Consider the following 17,113-nt stretch of genomic DNA (forward strand, 5'->3'; position numbering starts at 1 on the left):
GATGAGTAAATTTCTAAAAATATTCCTAGTGCTTGTAGTAGTTTTAGCTATAATGGTATTAAGTACAAAATTTATTGTCAAACAAGGCTCGGAAGCAGTTATTCTAAGACTTGGTGAACTCGTAAAGGATAAAGATGGCAAAGCTGTAGAGTATGAGCCAGGTTTACATATTAAGATTCCATTTATAGATACTGTTAAAATTTATGACATGCGTAATCGAGTTTTAGAAGCTGATTCTGCATGTGTAGTTACTAAAGAACAAAAAGATGTCTTGATTAACGCCTATGTAGTTTGGAAGATAAATAATAACAATATTTCTACATTCTACACAAGTACTAGCAGTAGTGTTGATCGAGCTGAGACATTATTAAAACAATTCTTAGAGTCTTCTTTAAGAGCAGAGGTCGGTAATAATGATATTCAAAGCTTGATTAATAACAATCGTGATAAGCTAATGATTGCTTTAACTAAGAGTGTCCAACAACAAACCAAGCAAATTGGTGTAGATGTTATCGATGTAAGAGTTAAACAGATAGATTTACCAGATACAGTTACAGACTCTATCTATCAAAGAATGAGATCTTCACGTCAAAAAGTAGCTACTTCAATTCGAGCAGAAGGTAAGCAATTAGCTGAGAAAATAAAAGCCGCAGCAGATGCTAAAGTAACAGTTACACTAGCAGAAGCAGAAAAAGAATCCAAAACTATAATGGCAGAGGCAGATGCCAAAGCAGCTAAGATTTTCACAGAAGCTTATTCTAAGTCAGTACCATTGTATGAGTTTCTAAAGAGTATGAACTCCTATAAAGAGAGTTTCAATGGTGAAAATGAAGTTGTATTTATGCTTAGACCAGATAGCAAGTTTTTCCAAGGGTTTAAATTAGAATCTAATAGTAAGTTTACCGAAGATATGAAGGAAGTTAAATAAATGAATAAAGTAAAAGTACTTTTTGTATGTAAAGGTAATATTTGTAGATCACCGACTGCTCATGGTATTTTTCGTAATATCGTTAAGCAGCATAATCTCGATAAGCATATAGATGTAGCATCTTGTGGCACAAGCTCACGCATATGGGGACATGAAGGACATGGGGCTGATATTCGCACATTAGAAATAGCTAAGAAATATGATTGTGATCTTTCAGATCAAGTGTCTCAGCAGTTAGAGGAGTCTGCTTTTGTCGAATATGACTATATCGTTGCGATGGATCAAGAAAATATTGATACAATAAAAGAGATGTTTCCAAATGCTGATTTTTCAAAAGTCTCTAGGATGTTAGAATATACTCCTAATATTGCTTTAAATGATGTGCCAGATCCATATTTTGAAAACAATTTTGAAAAAGTTTTTTTGATGATAGCTACAGCATGTCAAGGGCTTTTTGAAAAGATAAAGTTAGAGTATAAGTTATGAACTATAGTAAAGCAAAATATATAATGGGTGTGGCAAAAGTTTCGCAACTTCCAGAAGATATTGGTGTCGAGGTCGCTTTTGCAGGGCGTTCAAATGCTGGTAAATCAAGCGCATTAAACACTCTTACAGATCAAAAAGGTCTTGCTAGGGTAAGTAAAACACCAGGGAGAACACAGATTATTAACCTATTTGATTTAGGTGATAATAATAGGTTGGTAGATTTACCTGGTTATGGTTATGCTAAGGTTTCAGAAACTATCAAGCGTCAATGGCAAAGTGAGATGGAGAATTATTTGACATCGCGTAAATGCTTAAATAGTATAGTACTTTTAGTAGATTCACGTCATGAGTTAAAAGAATTTGATTCTTTGATGATAGAGATAGCGATATCTTTTGGCTTGAACTTACATATATTACTGACAAAGGCTGATAAGTTAAATAATAAAGAACGAGCTCAAGCTAATAGAATGATAGAGAGTTTTCTAAAAACCTTTGTCACTATAGATAAAATATCATATCAATTATTTTCATCACTAACTAAGATGGGTCTAGATAAGTTTAAAGAAAAGCTTGATAGCTGGTACGAGACGAATGTCTAATAACCTTGGGTAAGCATTCAATTTACTTAAGCTAAGCAACCTTCTTTAAAAAATTCTCAATAAACTCGATTCTTTGCTCTGCAGTTTTTGTGGTTTTTATGATTAGTAGATCATGCTCTTTAGTAAGTCTAAAATCACTAGGCTGTGATTGAATAAGTTTTATTAGCTTTTGTGGTTCAAATTTTGCATTATTTGAGAAACTAATTTTACCATATGTTGCAAACATTTTTATTTGAGCAATCCCTAGTACTATTGCATCTATTTTTATATGTGCTACTTTTAGTAGATAAAGAACTTCTAAAGGTAGTTTACCAAAGCGATCAATTAGCTCAATCTTGATATTAACTAGCTCTTTGTGATTAGCTTTAGATATGCGTTTATAGATGTTCAAACGAGTATTGACATCATTAATATAATAGTCAGGAATTAATGTTGGAATATTTAACTCAACTTCGCAGATTGTAGAGTTAATAACCTCTTCAATATTTAGTTCTTTACCAGTTTTTAGATTTGCAATAGTTTTATCGAGTAGATCCATATATAGATTTAGACCAATACCATCGATATTACCACTTTGCTCCTCCCCAAGTATTTCACCGGCACCACGAATTTCTAAATCATGATTAGCTAAAGTAAAACCGCCACCTAGTGATTCAGTGTTGTTGATGGCTTCAAGCCTTTTTAGCGCATCTTTAGTAATACTTGCTTCTTTGGTATTAGCATATATGCATAAGCTTGGTGATGTGAACGACCAACTCTACCTCTTAGTTGGTGAAGTTGAGCTAAGCCTAGATTATTAGCATCTTCGATAATTAGAGTATTTGCATTGGGAATATCAATACCAGTCTCAATAATTGTTGTACAAAGTAAGATATGATATTTGTTATGTTTGAAATCAAACATAACTTTTTGGATTTCTTTTTCGCTCATTTGTCCATGAGCTATAGCTATGCGTAGGTGTGGGAATAATTCTTGAAGAATTTCTTTTTTCTTTTGAATAGTCTCAACTTTATTATAAAGATAAAAAATCTGCCCACCACGAATAGTCTCACGACTTACAGCTTCACGGATTATATTGTTATCATATTCTTTGACAAAAGTTTTAACTGATAAACGTTTTGCAGGAGGTGAGGCGATAATTGATAGGTCTCTTAGTGCAGAGAATGCTATACTTAAACTACGCGGAATAGGTGTTGCAGACATAGTCAAAATATCTATCTCAGCTTTTAGAGCTTTTAACTTTTCTTTTTGAGCAACGCCAAAACGATGTTCCTCATCAATAATTAGTAAACCTAAGTTTTTAAAGTCAATTTTTGATGAAATTAGTTTATGAGTGCCGATGATTATATCTACTGTTCCTTTTTTGAGGTTTTCAAAAAGTTGCTGCTGAGCTTTTGGAGTTTTTGAACGGGTGATTACTTCGATATTAACAGCAGTATTAGCGAATCTATCTTTGAAGCTATTATAATGCTGTTGAGCTAAGATTGTTGTAGGTACTAAGATTGCTACTTGTTTTTGATTTTGTGTAGCTAGAAAAGCCGCACGCATCGCAATCTCTGTCTTACCAAAACCTACATCACCACAGATTAGTCTATCCATAGGTTTGGCTGAGATCATATCTTTAAATACATCATTAATAACTGAAAGCTGATCAGGAGTTTCCTCATAAGGAAAACCTGCACAAAATCTAAGATATTCCTCCTCATCTAAGCTATTGCTAAAACCTTGACGCATTTTTCTTTTTGCATAAATTTTGAGAAGATTTGCTGCTACATCAATAATCTTTTTGATAGTTTTTTCTTTTTGTTTTTTCCACTTATCTGTACCAAGTTTATTTAGAGCTATCTTTTCGGTAAGTGAAGAGCTGTAAATAGAGATTAAATTTAACGATGTGATTGGTACATAGATTTTGGCATCATTTGCATATCTTAGTAATATAAACTCACTTTTTTACCATTTAGCTCAATACTTTCTAAGCCTTCATACCTACTGATACCATAGTCAATATGGACAACATACATTCATGGTTTTAAATCTGTAAGATCTTTAAGGTCAACACTAGAGTGGTAATCATGCTGTGAAACTTTAGTGGAGTTATAACTATGTTCAGGAAATAAATCTGCTTCTGTAATTAAAACAATTTTTTTGTCTATAATTACCCCTTCTTGAAAAGGTGAAATTATTAAGCAGAACTTAGCAGCTACTTTTAAAGCTTCATTAAAGCTTTTACAGCTTTTTATATTTAGATTAAGCTTATTTAAGTGCTCTAGAAGCACTTCAGCACGCCCATTTGAATTAGTTGAGAAAATAACTTTATCAAAGTTAGTTTTATCAACAAGCTGTTGCAAATCTCTAAATGGATTTGCAAGCTTGTAGTTTGCTGAGATTTTTTCTAAATGGTTTACTTTGAGTGTTTTAGATTTTGACTTTGGCTGTTGAAACCATTTGATATTTTTATATTGTCGATAGATATCTTGTATCTCTTGCTGTGAGTAAAAAATTTCTTGATAGGGTAGAATTGGTTTATCACTATCATGCTTAAGCTCATTATATCTAAATTTTACTTCTTCAGAGAAAGCTTCGATTGAATTAGCAATATTATCAACTAAGTGAATATTTGTTGATTGTGGTAAATAATCATAAAGACTAGTAAGCTTGTCATAAAACAAAGGTAAATAAAACTCAATGCCACTGAAATATTCATTATTCTTTATATATGTTGCAATAGTTGAATTAAGAGCTTTCTCACCGCATAATCTTTTGAGTTTATCCAAAGCAAAAGCAGTATTTTGATCGTTATATACTAGCTCATGAGATGGCGTAATGTTGATTGATTGTACTTGATTACCAGAGCGTTGAGTTTTGGTATTAAGCTCTTTGATACTATCAACCTCATCATCAAAAAAATCTATCCTAAAAGCAATTTTTGAGCCAATAGGGTATATATCGATAATGCTACCACGAATACTAAATTCACCTTTCTCAAAAACATTGTTTACTAAAGTATAACCTGCTTCTGTAAGGAGCATTTTATATTTGCTGATATTTAAGTTATCACTTGTTTTGAGTATAAAGCTATGCTCCTGTATAAAACTTGCTGGTGCTAGTTTTCTTAGTGTATTTGAGATACTTGTTATTATTAGAGTATTTTTGGGTTGATGTGTTATTTTATGTAAAATCTCTTGACGTCTAGATATAATATCTACAGCAGTTGAGAATCTATCATAAGGAAGGATTTCTAAATTTGGAAAAAATAGAATATCTATCTTTAGATTATCTTTATTGAGATATTTTAATTCTTTGTATATCTTATGTGCTTGTTGTGAGTCTTCAGTGACGATTAAATTAAACTGATTATTTTGCTTGATATACTCATTAAATAAAATACTAAAAGCAGAGCCATAAGCACCAGATACAACTGTATCATTGGCAGATATTTGGTTATTAAGCATTAGAAAATTATTAGATTAGAAATTTTAAGATAAATGATAATATAAATTATTATTCTCTATCGCCTATAGTACCAAAGATTTGTAATAGAGTTACAAATATGTTAAATAAAGAAACATAAATATTTACAGTAGCTAAGATGTAATTAGTTTCCTCACCTCTTACTATAGCATTTGTTTGCCACAAGATAAAACCACCAGATATAAATGCAAATACTAGTGACATAACTAAAGCCAAAGCAGGAAGTTGTAGGAATATATTAATAACTAAAGCTACTAAGGCTACAATAGCACCTATAGCACAGAATGAACCCACTCTGTTAAAATTTCTCGTAGGACTCATTGCAACTACAGATAAACCAAGGAAGATAAGACCTGTAGTTCCAAATGCCATCATGATTAGTTCAGCACCATTTTTAAACATAGTAAGATACATATTTAGTATAGGGCCTAATGAATAGCCTAAAAGCCCCGTTAAAGCAAAAGTTAAAACTATGCCCCATGGTGAATTTTTAGTAGCATTAATACCAAATAGTAAACCAATGTAAACTACTAGCATTAGTAATGGATTCATTATTGTTGCGCCTGTGCTCATCGCTATAAATGCTGTAAAAGCACTAAATAGTAGTGTCATAGATAGCAACCAATATGTGTTTCTAAGAACTTTGTTTGCTCTTAGTACAGACTCTTGAGAGAGTAAATTTATTACACGAGTGTTATTTTCAAAGTTATTCATTTTTTCTCCTTTAAATTTGTCTTGTATATTCAATAAAAGCTTATTAGCAAATAATTATGAAAAATTATAACATAATTGTATAGTGTTAGATATGAGGCGTAAAGCTAAATTTACAAAAAATTATTTATAAACTAATAGAAATATCATACAAGAAAGATACAAATATTAGCGATGAGAATATTAAATATAGTAGCGTTGTAGTGATAATTTCATTTTTGCCACCTACAAGTATTTTGCCAAGAGAGAAATATATTGGCACAATCAAAATATTTAAAACCAAAGCTAAAATGGTAGCAATCATAAGGATTATGTTGCTGATTAGGATATTATTTGTAAATATTGCTATCATTAAAATAAACACTCGTATAGCTTCGATATACAGCATCGTTTTGATGATATGCGAGTTTGTGATTGACTCAATACGCAGAGTTATAAATTTAAACCTCTAACCAAAATACATTATTATGCATAATAAATAGCCAGCTAATAAAAATAAAAAAGTACTAATCGCAGAATTTAGGTACTTTGGATTTACTACATGTTCGTATCTGAGAAAACTAAGATAAAAGATTTTATTTATAACTATAAGTGTTAGACTGAAGTAGATATATTTTAAGAGATTTTTACCATTTTCTTTGTTATTAGAAACCGTAAGAATATGTAAGTATATCAGCGATAGAGGTAGAATAATTAAGTTTAAACTGTTAAAAACATTTAGATTAACAAATAAATAAAAAAGTATAAAAGCAAATATAAAGAAAATCAAAAATACCCCATAAAAGCTTAAGTTGACTCTTTCTGTTTGACTTGTTAATGAGGTATTAAGCTTATAACTATTCTTAAGGAAAAATAACAATAAAAAGATTACTATAAAAAGATAGAGAATCTTAAAATGGTATATACTTTTAAGAATTAAAAAGTAAATAATAATTCCAGCAGCAACTCCAAGTAAAGCACTTGAATATACACCAATAAAGCCATATATTCTGCGAATATCTGTCTTGAGGTAAAAAGCACTTAAGTTAAAAAGTAAATTAACAATAACTATTGCAAGGCCAATCCATAATACAGCACAACTAAATAAAACCATATTATGAATAAAAGATAGAATAATCGCTACTATAATAAACTGTAGACCATGAATAATTGACTTAGTTGAGCCAAAAATATAGTTGCTAATACAGCCAAAAATCCCAGCAAAAAATACTACAAAAAGATGGTCATTACGATTATAAAAGAAGTTAATATTACCATAGTCATTTTTTATAGTCATAAAAGGAGCTATACATAAACATAAGCAAAAAGTTATAAAGGCTATAATATGTAAACCTTTAGGTTGCTTAAAGTTAATATTTACTTTTGAGATCTTTGTAGAATTTCTCATTATATAAGTGCTAACTCTTGTAGTTTGGTTAAATAGTTTTGTTCATCTGGGAGAGTGTTATATTTTTGTGATTTCCACATCTCCTCTGCAAGGTAGTCTATCATAATATGATGTACTTTATGTTCATCATTATTATATTTGTTTAGAAGTTGCTGATAAACATTAGTTATGCCAAATGGGCGATTAATTTGGATTTGTTCAATAATTGCTAAATGTAGACTTATATGTAAGAAAGGATTTATTTGTCCGATTTCTGGTGAGTAGTCTTTGTCAATATTATCAAGAGTAATCTGTTTATGATACTCTGGATGTAACTCTATAATCCTAGCTATTTGCTCTTCTAAGGCAGTCAAAGGCTTGTTATTAACAAACTTATCCCAGCTATCGATAAAAAGCTTGCGTAATTGGTATCTATCTTGAGAGAGAATCATCGATATTTTTCCTTATTTTTAAATTCACAATAATCATAAATTATACAATTACGACATTTAGGTCTCTGGGCTGTACAGATGTAGCGACCATGCAATATTATCCAGTGGTGAGCATCATGTAGATACTCTCTAGGAATAACAAGCAGAAGTTTTTTTTCAACTTCATTAACATTTTTACCCTTAGCTAATGGGATACGATTTGCAAGCCTAAAAATATGTGTATCAACCGCTATTGTCGGTTGCCCAAAAGCTGTATTAAGAACTACATTTGCAGTTTTTCTGCCTACACCAGCTAAAGATATCAGATCATCAAAATTATTTGGTACTGTACTATTAAACTTTTCAATCAAATCTTTACATGCTGCTATGACATTTTTAGCTTTGGTTTTGTAAAGTCCAATAGATTTTATATACTCAGCTAATTTTTGCTCACCTAAAGCGTATATTTGTTCCGGAGTGTTAGCAACCTTGAACAATATTTTGGTAGCTTTATTGACACCTATATCAGTTGCTTGAGCTGATAAAATTACTGCGATTAGAAGTTCAAAATTAGATGTATATTCAAGCTCTGTTGATGGTTTTGGGTTATTTCGTTTCCATGTTTCAAAAATTTGGATTCTTTTTTGCTTATTCATTAATTGGTGAAGATTTCTTTTTATTTCTAAACTTAGCTAATGAAGCCGCGATATAGGCTTTTTTGTCAATTTCTTCGGCAGTAGTGATATTTTTATAAACTTCTCTTTGTTTAGCCTTCGTTTGACTTACTCTTCGCTTATGATAATCGTATCTATCACGATAGTTATTTTTTTGATCTGTATAAACATCATCACTTAGATTATTAGGTTGTTTATTTGCAGATAAATCTACTAAAGATATACAGTCCATTGGACATGGTTCTACACATAGCTCACAGCCTGTACATTCTGCTTCAATTATAGTGTGCATGAGCTTTTTTGCGCCTACTATAGCATCAACAGGACATGCAAGTAAGCATTTCTCACAACCAATACACATTGATTCATCAATCTTTGCAACAGCTCGTGGTTTTTCTTGTCCTAGTGAACTATCTAAAGCTATTTCAGGTTTATTTAAAAGTTTTGATAGCTCTTTTAAAGTTTTTTCTCCACCTGTGATACATTTATTATGCTGTTTGCCATTTGTAATAGCTTTAGCGTAACTATAACAGTCAGGGTAAGTACATTTTTGGCATTGTGTTTGTGGTAATACTTTATCAATTGCTTCTATGGATATAATCATTTTAGTATAATTCTATGTTTGTTTTAGCTTCAATATTTTTTATATAATTGGTAATATTTGTTGGTATTTCAAGTAAATCTCTAGCCATTGTTAGGATAAAAAATATTGGAAGAATATTTATATCATCCCAAGAAAACTTCTTACCATTGATAAAAGGGGTTTTTATCAAAGGATCAATCTTTGCAAGTATTCGGTTTATTGCTCTGATCGAGTCATAAGGAGGATTTCTAAGTAAAGCATCAAAATCACCAATATATTGTGTTTTTTTATTTATAAAATATTCTTTAGCGCTTTGCGTTGGGAAGTCACATTCATTAAGTGGGTGATGAGGAATTCGTGGATATACAATTTTGCGGTAATGTGGTGCTAGTTCAACAATACAATCTTTGACAAAACTATCAATAGTTGATTCTGCAATCTCAAAATTCTGGGTCTTGGCAATAAACTTACAGATTTCATCACTTTCTTTGATAAAAGTGCCATCATTTTTTTCTAAAAACGGTACTTGTTTTGAGCCAATTCTATCGATATGAACTTTTTCATCATCATTTGCTAAGGTTATCATTTGATAGTCTAAATTGCTTAGGTCAGCAACTAGTCTTACTTTTATGCAGTAAGGGCAATGGTGATACATATATATTTTCATAATTGTTTATTTATACATTTATAATTTTGCTTAATTATATCATTTCTTGAGATTAGGTAAACTTGTTTAGGTAATCAGATACTATGTTAAAAAATACAAAATTTGCTAATTTTTATTTTTAGAAAAGATATTAGTATAAAATTTATTTTCTTTCGGAAATACTATGTTTAAAGATCTAAAAACAAAGCAAAGCTTTACAATTGCTACAATTACATTCTGGGAGTAGTTCGCCACTTATAGTTTCAGTGTTATTTTAATTCTTTATCTAACAAAGTCTGTTATAGATTATGGTATTGGATTTTTTGAGAACTACGCCTATTCATTTCAGGGTATATATATAAAGCCATGAATTATTCAATTATTATGTTTGGTGGTTATCTAAGCAGATAGATACCTTGGTTTGAGAAGGTCAATATTTTTAGGAAGTTTATTACTTGCTTTTGGTTATTTAACTGTGTTTTTAAGTGGTTTTTTGTCAAAGTAAGCAATGAATTTTTTATTTTTGTTTTTGCTCTAATACCTATATGTGGTTCATTACAAATAGGAACAGCCTCTACAATGGTATCTAAAATATATAGTGAAGATCCTAGTAAATGCTAAGAGTGCTATGACAATGTTTTATATATCTATTAACTTAGGTAGCTTACTAGCATTTATTATTGTTCCTATACTAATTGGTTATAAATTTGGCACATTGGCAGTCTTGAGTGTGGTATTTGTTGGTAAATTACTAGCTATAACTAATTTCGCATACTGATATAAAATATATGATAATGTTGTTGATGAGATTGATAAAAAACCAGTAACAACTGTAGTTAAAAAAATTGTTTTTAGTTATCTTGTTATAGTCTATATTTTACCCTTATTTGTTATCTCTATAGAAGAGACTATGCAAATGTTGTTGTAGCCGGTATTAGCACGATGTGTTTATTACTATTTATTAATTAAGAACAATGTTTTTCTTAAAGTCAGATGTACGTATTAAACAAATAGTTGGTTTGATATTGATAATTGTAGCTGTGGTATTTTTTGTTATTTTATAATCAAATGGAATCAACGCTTGTTATGGCAGCAAAAAATAACTCAGATCTCTTAATGTTTGGTTTTAGTTAATGCTGCGAGCTATCAGATGGTTAATCAAATTTTGATAATATTTGGTGGTGTGCTTTAAATAAGAATATATCCAATGTTTCCAAGATTTTATATACCCATATCAATTTGCAATAGGAGTTTATTAGCAGCTGCATTATTTATAATGTACTATGGCTAACTCTATAACAGGATTATTAAATCAAGTAGTTGCTCTACCAAAAGATGGAGTGAGCGCTTTAGAAAGTGCTAGTATGTATCAGAGTTATTTTTTTGATACTAATGTAAGTGTTATGTTAATTGGATTTTTAGTACTGATATGGGCATACTTTTAAATAAGATTTATTAAAGGAATATAAATTTTGCTTAGAAATTACTTAGTAAAGGTGCATTAAAATTTCTTTTAGCAGCTTCTTGATCTAGTAAATATAAACCACTGTCTTTGACAAGTTTGATTTTATTAATCATATTGCCAACTGTTGCTTCTTCTTCGACTTGTTCATCTATAAACCATTGTAGGAAACTCTTAGTAGAGTGCTCTTTCTCTTCTAAAGCTATATTCATTAGGTTATAAAATCTAGTAGAGACTTCTTGTTCATGTGCAAGAGTTGCCTCAAAAACTTCAAGTAATGAATTAAATTTATTTTGTGGTGGTGCAACAGATTTAACTTCGATACGACCATTTTTATCATTGATGAACTTCATGATTTTTTTGCATGAAAAAGTTCTTCTTCATACTGTGCCATAAACCAATTAGTAAAGCCGCCAAGGCCAAGATCTGTAGTATAGCCAGCCATAGCTAAATAAATATTTGCTGACTCTAACTCGTAGTTAAACTGATCATTTAAAGCATCTAATAATCTTTTTGATATCATTATATGTCTTCCTTGTTTTTTTATATATTTATTAAAGTCTAAAGGTTTTTGAAAGTATCTGCAAATTTATAATATTAAAAAATTGTTTGATAATCTTAATAACTAACTGGTAACTTAGGAATAAAGATAATCTTGAACTAATTATTTATAAATAGGAGTTTATCTTTTATAATGTAGGGAAATTATAGCTTAAGCGAATATGCTAAAAATATTATGAAAGAAATATCTAGTATAAAAGTAAAAGTCGAAAGTGGTAGTAAATATACTACAGATCATGGTTTTCATGCTGTCAAAGATGGCATCAGAAATAAGAAAGGTAATGCTGTGCATGTGCGTAAACCAGATTGGTTGAAGGTGCAAAAACAAGATTCTAAAGAATATCTAAAAGTTAAGTCTATAACAAAAAAACATAAACTATCAACAGTTTGTGAAGAGGCAAGATGCCCAAATATCAATGAATGTTGGTCCCATGGTACAGCAACAATTATGCTAATGGGAAGTGTATGTACTAGAGCTTGTAAGTTTTGTTCTGTAGATACAGGTAATCCAAAAGGTTGGTTAGATAAAGATGAGCCTATGAATGCTGCAGAGAGTGTCAAGCTTATGGGGCTTGAATATGTTGTACTAACATCGGTAGATCGTGATGATATAGAGGATGGCGGTGCTGGACATTATGCAGCAACTATTACAGCTATTAAAAATCTTGATGAGAATATCAAAGTAGAAGCATTGACCCCAGATTTTGCTGGTATTAAGGAAAATATTGATAAAATCATAAATACAAAAGTAAATGTAATTGCACAAAATATTGAAACTGTAGATCGTCTTACTCATCCGGTGCGTGATCCACGTGCAGGGTACTGGCAAACATTAAACTTCTTAAAATATGTTAAACAAAAATCTCCAAATGTGCTTACCAAAACTAGTATTATGGTAGGTTTAGGAGAGGCTGATGAGGAAATATACAAGACTATGGATGACGCGCGAAGTGTAGGAGTTGATATAATCACGCTAGGACAATATATGCAACCGACAAAGCATCATTTAAGTGTTGAGAGATTTGTGACGCCACAACAATTCGAAGAGTATCGCAAAGTAGGTCTCGAAAAAGGTTTCCTAGAAGTAGCATCAGGACCTATGGTAAGATCAAGCTATAGAGCTGATAGAGTTTTCAAAAGAAATAATTTAGATTTGTAAAATCAAAAAATATGTAAAGGTGAATAAAAATGGCAAAAGTAGCGATAGTATTATCTGGATGTGGTTATCTTGATGGTTCAGAAATATACGAAACTGTATTGGCAATATTAGCATTAGAAAAACAAGGTGTAGAATGGCAGGGTGTTGCGCTAAATACAGATCAAAAGCAGGTGATTAATCATTTGCATCAGTCTTTAGATAGCAAAGCATCAGCGCGTAATATTCTTGAAGAATCAGCACGCATTACCAGAGGGAATGTTATCGATATAGCTGATGCAGATAGCGATGATTATGATGCTGTAATCTTCCCAGGTGGTTTTGGTGCGGCTAAAAATATTATGGATTTTGCTTTTGTTGGCGATGATAGCTATCAAATGGATGAAGAAGTTTTAAAATTTGCACGAGCTTTTTATCTAGCTGATAAACCTGCTGGTTATATATGTATAGCACCATTGATGATACCTTTGGTATATCCAGAAGGTACAAAAGCTACTGTTGGTACAGATGAAAATACCACAGCTATACTAGCAAAAAAAGGTGCTGAAGCTATAATTATGGATGCTACGGATATTTGTGTTGATGAGAGTGTCAAAGTTGTGTCAACTTCAGCATATATGTGTGCAAGAAATATCTTAGAGGCAGCTCAAGGAATTGAAAAATTAATAGAAAAAATAGTTAGTTATATTTAGATAAAAGGTGTTAAAATGGCAGGTCATAGTAAATGGGCTAATATTAAGCATAAAAAAGCAAAAGAAGATGTAAAACGTGGCAAAATCTTCACAAAGTTAATTAGAGAAATAACTGTTGCTGCAAGATTAGGTGGTGGTGATAAAGATGCTAATCCACGTTTAAGAGCTGCAATAGCAACTGCTCTAGCAAATAATATAAGTAAAGACACTATCGAAAGAGCTATATTAAAAGGTGCAGGTGGTGATGAAAGTGGAAATGTAGAAGAAGTTCGTTATGAAGGTTATGGTCCTGGGGGTGTAGCAATTATTGTTAACTGTATGACTGATAACCGTAATCGTACTGTTGGTGAAATTCGTCATGCATTTATGAAAAGTGGTGGTAATCTTGGTACAGATGGTTCAGTTGCATACATGTTTACTAAAAGAGGAATCATCTCATTTCCACCTAGTGTAGATGAGGATACATTAATGGAAGTCGCTTTGAAAGTTGGTGCAGAAGATATAATCACTCATGAAGATGGCAGTATAGATGTATACACAGATCCACATGATTTTTCTGATATACAAGAGGCTTTAATTGAAAAAGGTTTTAATTCTGAAAGTGCTGAAGTTACTTTTGATGCTGAGACAAAAGCAGAATTAGATATAGGAACTGCAGAGAAAGTTATGGCACTTATTGATAAGCTAGAAGATTTAGATGATGTACAAAGTGTTTATTCAAATGCTAACTTTACTCAAGAGCTAATCGAGCAACTTGGTTAGGCTTTTTTATTCGACTATCATTATTATATAGTTTTCTATATATTTTTATTAAGCTGTAGTAAAATCTTGTAGTCATAGGGTGATTAATAAGTATTAAATGGTTATTTTAGGAATAGATCCAGGCTCAAGGATAACAGGTTTCGGAGTCATAAAAGTCCAAGATAATAAAATCTATTACGTCGCAAGTGGCTGTATTCGTATTACAGAAACAACTACGGCAAGAAGACTCAAGCAGATTGCTGATGGTATAACACAGATTATAAATATATACGCACCGACTGAGGCTGCTATTGAACAAATATTTATGTTTCAGAATCCTATGGGCGCTATTAAACTAGGACAAGCTAGAGGGGTGGCTATGTGTACGCTAGCAATTAATAACCTAGAGGTTAGAGAATACTCAGCCAAACAAATCAAACAAGCTGTAGTAGGTACTGGAGGAGCTGCTAAATCACAAGTCCAGCATATGATACAGTCTTTGTTAGGTTTGAGTAAAAAACCTCCAGAAGATGCAGCAGATGCTTTAGCAATAGCAATATGTCATTATCATAGTAGTAAATCATTGGCAAAAATCTCTGGAGCGAGCCGAGTTGCTCAAAAGAGAATTAAATGAAATATCAAAAAAATCATTTGTCTAAGTTTGATGTCAAACTTATAATAGCTTTATCATAAAAATTTACCAGTATTATTTTTATATGGGCACAAAGTATTATATTCGAGCTTGTACAATATGGCTTATCGGCGCTACATTTTTCTTTTATGAATTTTTTCTAAGGGTGTTGCCCAATTCACTCCATCAAGATATAGTTGATAGTTTTCATGCGACAGCTTTTAGTTTTTCATTGTTTGGTGGAGCTTTTTATCTGTGCTATTCATTATTACAAGTGCCAGTAGGATTTTTATTTGATAAGTATGGTATAAAAAAATCACTATTTTTTGCTACTATCACTTGTGCTTTAGGAGCATTACTTTTTTTACTAACGTCTAGCTTATATGTAGCTGTTTTTGCAAGATGCCTAATGGGTATCGGTGCAGCTTTTGGTTTCTTAGGTTTATTAATAATATCAACACAATGGTTCCCGATGAGGTATATGGGTATTTTATCTGGATCTACACAAATCTTAGGGACTTTAGGTCCTATTTTAGCTGGCGGTCCATTACTATTTTTTGTGAATTATTTGGATAGTTGGAGATTAGTTATATTAATATCAGCTATCGTAGGAATTTTTCTAGCAGCATTAATTCTGATTTTTGTTAAAGAGGGTGCTAAAGCTGTAGAAACTTTGAGCAAACAGGAAGTAAATAGTGAGATAAAAAGTAATCTTTTAAATAAAAAATTAATTACTATATATTTTTATGCTTTCTTTATTTACTGTTCTATACCTACATTAGGAGCTATTTGGGGAGTGAGCTTATTAGAAACTAAGGGGCTTAGTATCACTCAAGCTTCTTATTCTGTGGATTTTTTATGGTTAGGGCTTGGCATTGGAAGTCCTTTTTTTGGTTTAATGTATGATAAGTTTAAAGATAAGATAAATATACTATTTGTGGTTTCTTTACTAGGATTTACCTGTGTTTGTGCATTGTTATTTTTACATTTAAATCAAATAATAAGTATGATTTTACTATTCTTGATTGGTTGTGCTGCTGCTGGTCAGACACTTTCATTTACGGTGATAGCAAACTACAGGGGACAAAAACCTAAATCTATATTTTTTGGTATAAATAATACTGTAGTAATGTTTTCAGGGTTTATCGTGCCGATTATTGTTGGGGTATTAGTTAATAGTTTTAATTTAGATATTTCTTTAGCTCTTTTAATTCTTCCGATCGCTTTTATAGTAGCACTTATAATAAGCTTAAAATTACCAACAGTTCAAAGCAACTAAGGAATATTATTGATGATAAGTTTTATAAAAGGTGTATTGATAGAGAAAGATCCAACAGCTTTACTTATTGATGTAAATGGTATTGGTTATGAGGTTTTTGTACCGATGACAACATTTTATACATTAGGTGATATTGATAGTCAGGTTAGTCTTTATACACATTTTGTAGTTCGTGAAGATGCTCAGCAGCTCTATGGATTTAAATCAAAAGTTGATAAGAAAGTTTTTCAAGAGTTAATTAAAGTCAATGGTATAGGAGCTAGAACAGCTATTGCTATTTTATCTGGGATGGATTCAAAAACGTTATTACATTGTATCGAAAATAAAGATTATACCTTACTAGCTACAGTGCCTGGTATTGGTAAGAAAACAGCAGAGCGTTTAGTTGTAGAAATTTATGATAAATTATTGAAAATGGCTAATGAGATTTATTCTCAATCTTCAGATTCTACTATAACTCATCTAGATTCACAAGCCCAACAAACACCAACACCTACAGCGTTAGTAAACTCAATATTTAACGAATCTGTTGATGCATTGTTAGCCTTGGGTTATAAGCAAAAAGATGCCGAGAAAATGGCTCGCTCTGCTATAGGTGATGCAACTACAGCCGCGGAAGTAATTCGTAAAGCTTTACAAGGGTCAATAAAATCAAAGAGATAATCTAGAAACAGTATATAAATTCCTAGTAATAAC

General features: G+C 31.3%; 16 protein-coding genes and 3 pseudogenes. 11 read left to right on the top strand and 8 right to left on the bottom strand.

Annotated elements, in window-relative coordinates; genetic code table 11:
* Position 1 precedes the first annotated feature (1 nt).
* Genes hflC through yihA form a run of 3 tightly spaced genes read left to right on the top strand, consistent with a single transcriptional unit; the run spans position 2 to position 2,013 of the window.
* Complete coding sequence (gene hflC / locus C9379_RS00985) at positions 2–928, top strand: protease modulator HflC (RefSeq protein WP_143385082.1); 927 nt, start codon at positions 2–4, stop codon at positions 926–928.
* The gene (locus C9379_RS00990; RefSeq protein WP_143385081.1) at positions 929–1,414 is read left to right on the top strand and encodes a low molecular weight protein-tyrosine-phosphatase; all 486 of its coding nucleotides are present in this window, start codon (positions 929–931) and stop codon (positions 1,412–1,414) included.
* Positions 1,411–2,013: a ribosome biogenesis GTP-binding protein YihA/YsxC gene (yihA, locus tag C9379_RS00995; protein WP_143385080.1), complete on the top strand. Its 603-nt coding sequence runs from the start codon at positions 1,411–1,413 to the stop codon at positions 2,011–2,013. The genes C9379_RS00990 and yihA overlap by 4 nt, the downstream gene beginning before the upstream one ends.
* A 31-nt stretch (positions 2,014–2,044) precedes the next feature.
* On the opposite strand, the pseudogene mfd reads toward yihA, so the two are convergent.
* The 7 genes and pseudogenes from mfd to grxB form a co-directional block, all read right to left on the bottom strand.
* Positions 2,045–5,465, bottom strand: a pseudogene (mfd, locus tag C9379_RS01000) (transcription-repair coupling factor).
* Between the two features lie 49 nt (positions 5,466–5,514).
* Positions 5,515–6,198: a Bax inhibitor-1/YccA family protein gene (locus C9379_RS01005; RefSeq protein ID WP_143385079.1), complete on the bottom strand. Its 684-nt coding sequence runs from the start codon at positions 6,196–6,198 to the stop codon at positions 5,515–5,517.
* Between the two features lie 124 nt (positions 6,199–6,322).
* Positions 6,323–7,582: pseudogene (locus tag C9379_RS01010) on the bottom strand (hypothetical protein).
* Positions 7,582–8,013 carry a DUF1841 family protein gene (locus C9379_RS01015; RefSeq protein WP_143385078.1) on the bottom strand — a complete coding sequence of 144 codons (432 nt, stop codon included), beginning with the start codon at positions 8,011–8,013 and terminating at the stop codon, positions 7,582–7,584. The pseudogene C9379_RS01010 and the gene C9379_RS01015 overlap by 1 nt, the downstream one beginning before the upstream one ends.
* Positions 8,010–8,648, bottom strand: coding sequence for an endonuclease III (gene nth, locus C9379_RS01020; protein WP_143385077.1), 639 nt, complete (start codon positions 8,646–8,648; stop codon positions 8,010–8,012). The genes C9379_RS01015 and nth overlap by 4 nt, the downstream gene beginning before the upstream one ends.
* Entirely contained in the window at positions 8,641–9,270 is a 630-nt protein-coding gene (locus tag C9379_RS01025; protein ID WP_143385076.1) for an RnfABCDGE type electron transport complex subunit B, read from the bottom strand. The genes nth and C9379_RS01025 overlap by 8 nt, the downstream gene beginning before the upstream one ends.
* 1 nt (position 9,271) lies before the next feature.
* On the bottom strand, positions 9,272–9,916 hold the full coding sequence (gene grxB, locus C9379_RS01030) for a glutaredoxin 2 (protein ID WP_143385075.1): 645 nt from the start codon (positions 9,914–9,916) through the stop codon (positions 9,272–9,274).
* A gap of 577 nt (positions 9,917–10,493) precedes the next feature.
* Here grxB and C9379_RS01035 point away from each other — a divergent pair.
* The gene (locus tag C9379_RS01035) at positions 10,494–10,673 is read left to right on the top strand and encodes a hypothetical protein (RefSeq protein WP_343377493.1); all 180 of its coding nucleotides are present in this window, start codon (positions 10,494–10,496) and stop codon (positions 10,671–10,673) included.
* A 505-nt stretch (positions 10,674–11,178) separates the two neighbouring features.
* A complete protein-coding gene (locus C9379_RS01040; protein WP_318263385.1) occupies positions 11,179–11,340 on the top strand; it encodes a hypothetical protein in 162 nt (53 codons plus the stop codon).
* A 31-nt stretch (positions 11,341–11,371) separates the two neighbouring features.
* Here the strand turns inward: C9379_RS01040 and C9379_RS01045 are convergent.
* Positions 11,372–11,880 (bottom strand): annotated as a pseudogene (locus C9379_RS01045) (ferritin).
* Positions 11,881–12,093: 213 nt separating this feature from the next.
* On the opposite strand from C9379_RS01045, the gene lipA reads away from it, so the two are divergent.
* The 6 genes from lipA (at position 12,094) to ruvA (ending at position 17,080) form a co-directional block, all read left to right on the top strand.
* Entirely contained in the window at positions 12,094–13,077 is a 984-nt protein-coding gene (lipA, locus tag C9379_RS01050) for a lipoyl synthase (protein WP_143385074.1), read from the top strand.
* 29 nt (positions 13,078–13,106) lie between these two features.
* Positions 13,107–13,766 (top strand): isoprenoid biosynthesis glyoxalase ElbB, encoded by a 660-nt coding sequence (gene elbB / locus C9379_RS01055; protein WP_143385073.1) that lies wholly within the window; start codon positions 13,107–13,109, stop codon positions 13,764–13,766.
* A gap of 15 nt (positions 13,767–13,781) precedes the next feature.
* Positions 13,782–14,528 carry a YebC/PmpR family DNA-binding transcriptional regulator gene (locus tag C9379_RS01060; RefSeq protein WP_143385072.1) on the top strand — a complete coding sequence of 249 codons (747 nt, stop codon included), beginning with the start codon at positions 13,782–13,784 and terminating at the stop codon, positions 14,526–14,528.
* Between the two features lie 97 nt (positions 14,529–14,625).
* A complete protein-coding gene (ruvC, locus tag C9379_RS01065; RefSeq protein WP_143385071.1) occupies positions 14,626–15,141 on the top strand; it encodes a crossover junction endodeoxyribonuclease RuvC in 516 nt (171 codons plus the stop codon).
* An 82-nt stretch (positions 15,142–15,223) separates the two neighbouring features.
* A complete protein-coding gene (locus tag C9379_RS01070; RefSeq protein ID WP_143385070.1) occupies positions 15,224–16,417 on the top strand; it encodes an MFS transporter in 1,194 nt (397 codons plus the stop codon).
* Between the two features lie 12 nt (positions 16,418–16,429).
* On the top strand, positions 16,430–17,080 hold the full coding sequence (gene ruvA / locus C9379_RS01075; protein WP_318263384.1) for a Holliday junction branch migration protein RuvA: 651 nt from the start codon (positions 16,430–16,432) through the stop codon (positions 17,078–17,080).
* Positions 17,081–17,113 lie beyond the last annotated feature (33 nt).

Source organism: Francisella-like endosymbiont, assembly GCF_003069505.1.
In the GTDB taxonomy this organism is placed as follows: Bacteria; Pseudomonadota; Gammaproteobacteria; order Francisellales; family Francisellaceae; genus Francisella.

What these genes read in the sequence shown, in the direction of transcription:
- hflC (WP_143385082.1), top strand. Translation starts at nt 2, where the DNA reads ATGAGTAAATTTCTAAAAATATTCCTAGTGCTTGTAGTAGTTTTAGCT.
- C9379_RS00990 (WP_143385081.1), top strand. Translation starts at nt 929, where the DNA reads ATGAATAAAGTAAAAGTACTTTTTGTATGTAAAGGTAATATTTGTAGA.
- yihA (WP_143385080.1), top strand. Translation starts at nt 1,411, where the DNA reads ATGAACTATAGTAAAGCAAAATATATAATGGGTGTGGCAAAAGTTTCG.
- C9379_RS01005 (WP_143385079.1), bottom strand. Translation starts at nt 6,198, where the DNA reads ATGAATAACTTTGAAAATAACACTCGTGTAATAAATTTACTCTCTCAA.
- C9379_RS01015 (WP_143385078.1), bottom strand. Translation starts at nt 8,013, where the DNA reads ATGATTCTCTCTCAAGATAGATACCAATTACGCAAGCTTTTTATCGAT.
- nth (WP_143385077.1), bottom strand. Translation starts at nt 8,648, where the DNA reads ATGAATAAGCAAAAAAGAATCCAAATTTTTGAAACATGGAAACGAAAT.
- C9379_RS01025 (WP_143385076.1), bottom strand. Translation starts at nt 9,270, where the DNA reads ATGATTATATCCATAGAAGCAATTGATAAAGTATTACCACAAACACAA.
- grxB (WP_143385075.1), bottom strand. Translation starts at nt 9,916, where the DNA reads ATGAAAATATATATGTATCACCATTGCCCTTACTGCATAAAAGTAAGA.
- C9379_RS01040 (WP_318263385.1), top strand. Translation starts at nt 11,179, where the DNA reads ATGGCTAACTCTATAACAGGATTATTAAATCAAGTAGTTGCTCTACCA.
- lipA (WP_143385074.1), top strand. Translation starts at nt 12,094, where the DNA reads ATGAAAGAAATATCTAGTATAAAAGTAAAAGTCGAAAGTGGTAGTAAA.
- elbB (WP_143385073.1), top strand. Translation starts at nt 13,107, where the DNA reads ATGGCAAAAGTAGCGATAGTATTATCTGGATGTGGTTATCTTGATGGT.
- C9379_RS01060 (WP_143385072.1), top strand. Translation starts at nt 13,782, where the DNA reads ATGGCAGGTCATAGTAAATGGGCTAATATTAAGCATAAAAAAGCAAAA.
- ruvC (WP_143385071.1), top strand. Translation starts at nt 14,626, where the DNA reads ATGGTTATTTTAGGAATAGATCCAGGCTCAAGGATAACAGGTTTCGGA.
- C9379_RS01070 (WP_143385070.1), top strand. Translation starts at nt 15,224, where the DNA reads ATGGGCACAAAGTATTATATTCGAGCTTGTACAATATGGCTTATCGGC.
- ruvA (WP_318263384.1), top strand. Translation starts at nt 16,430, where the DNA reads ATGATAAGTTTTATAAAAGGTGTATTGATAGAGAAAGATCCAACAGCT.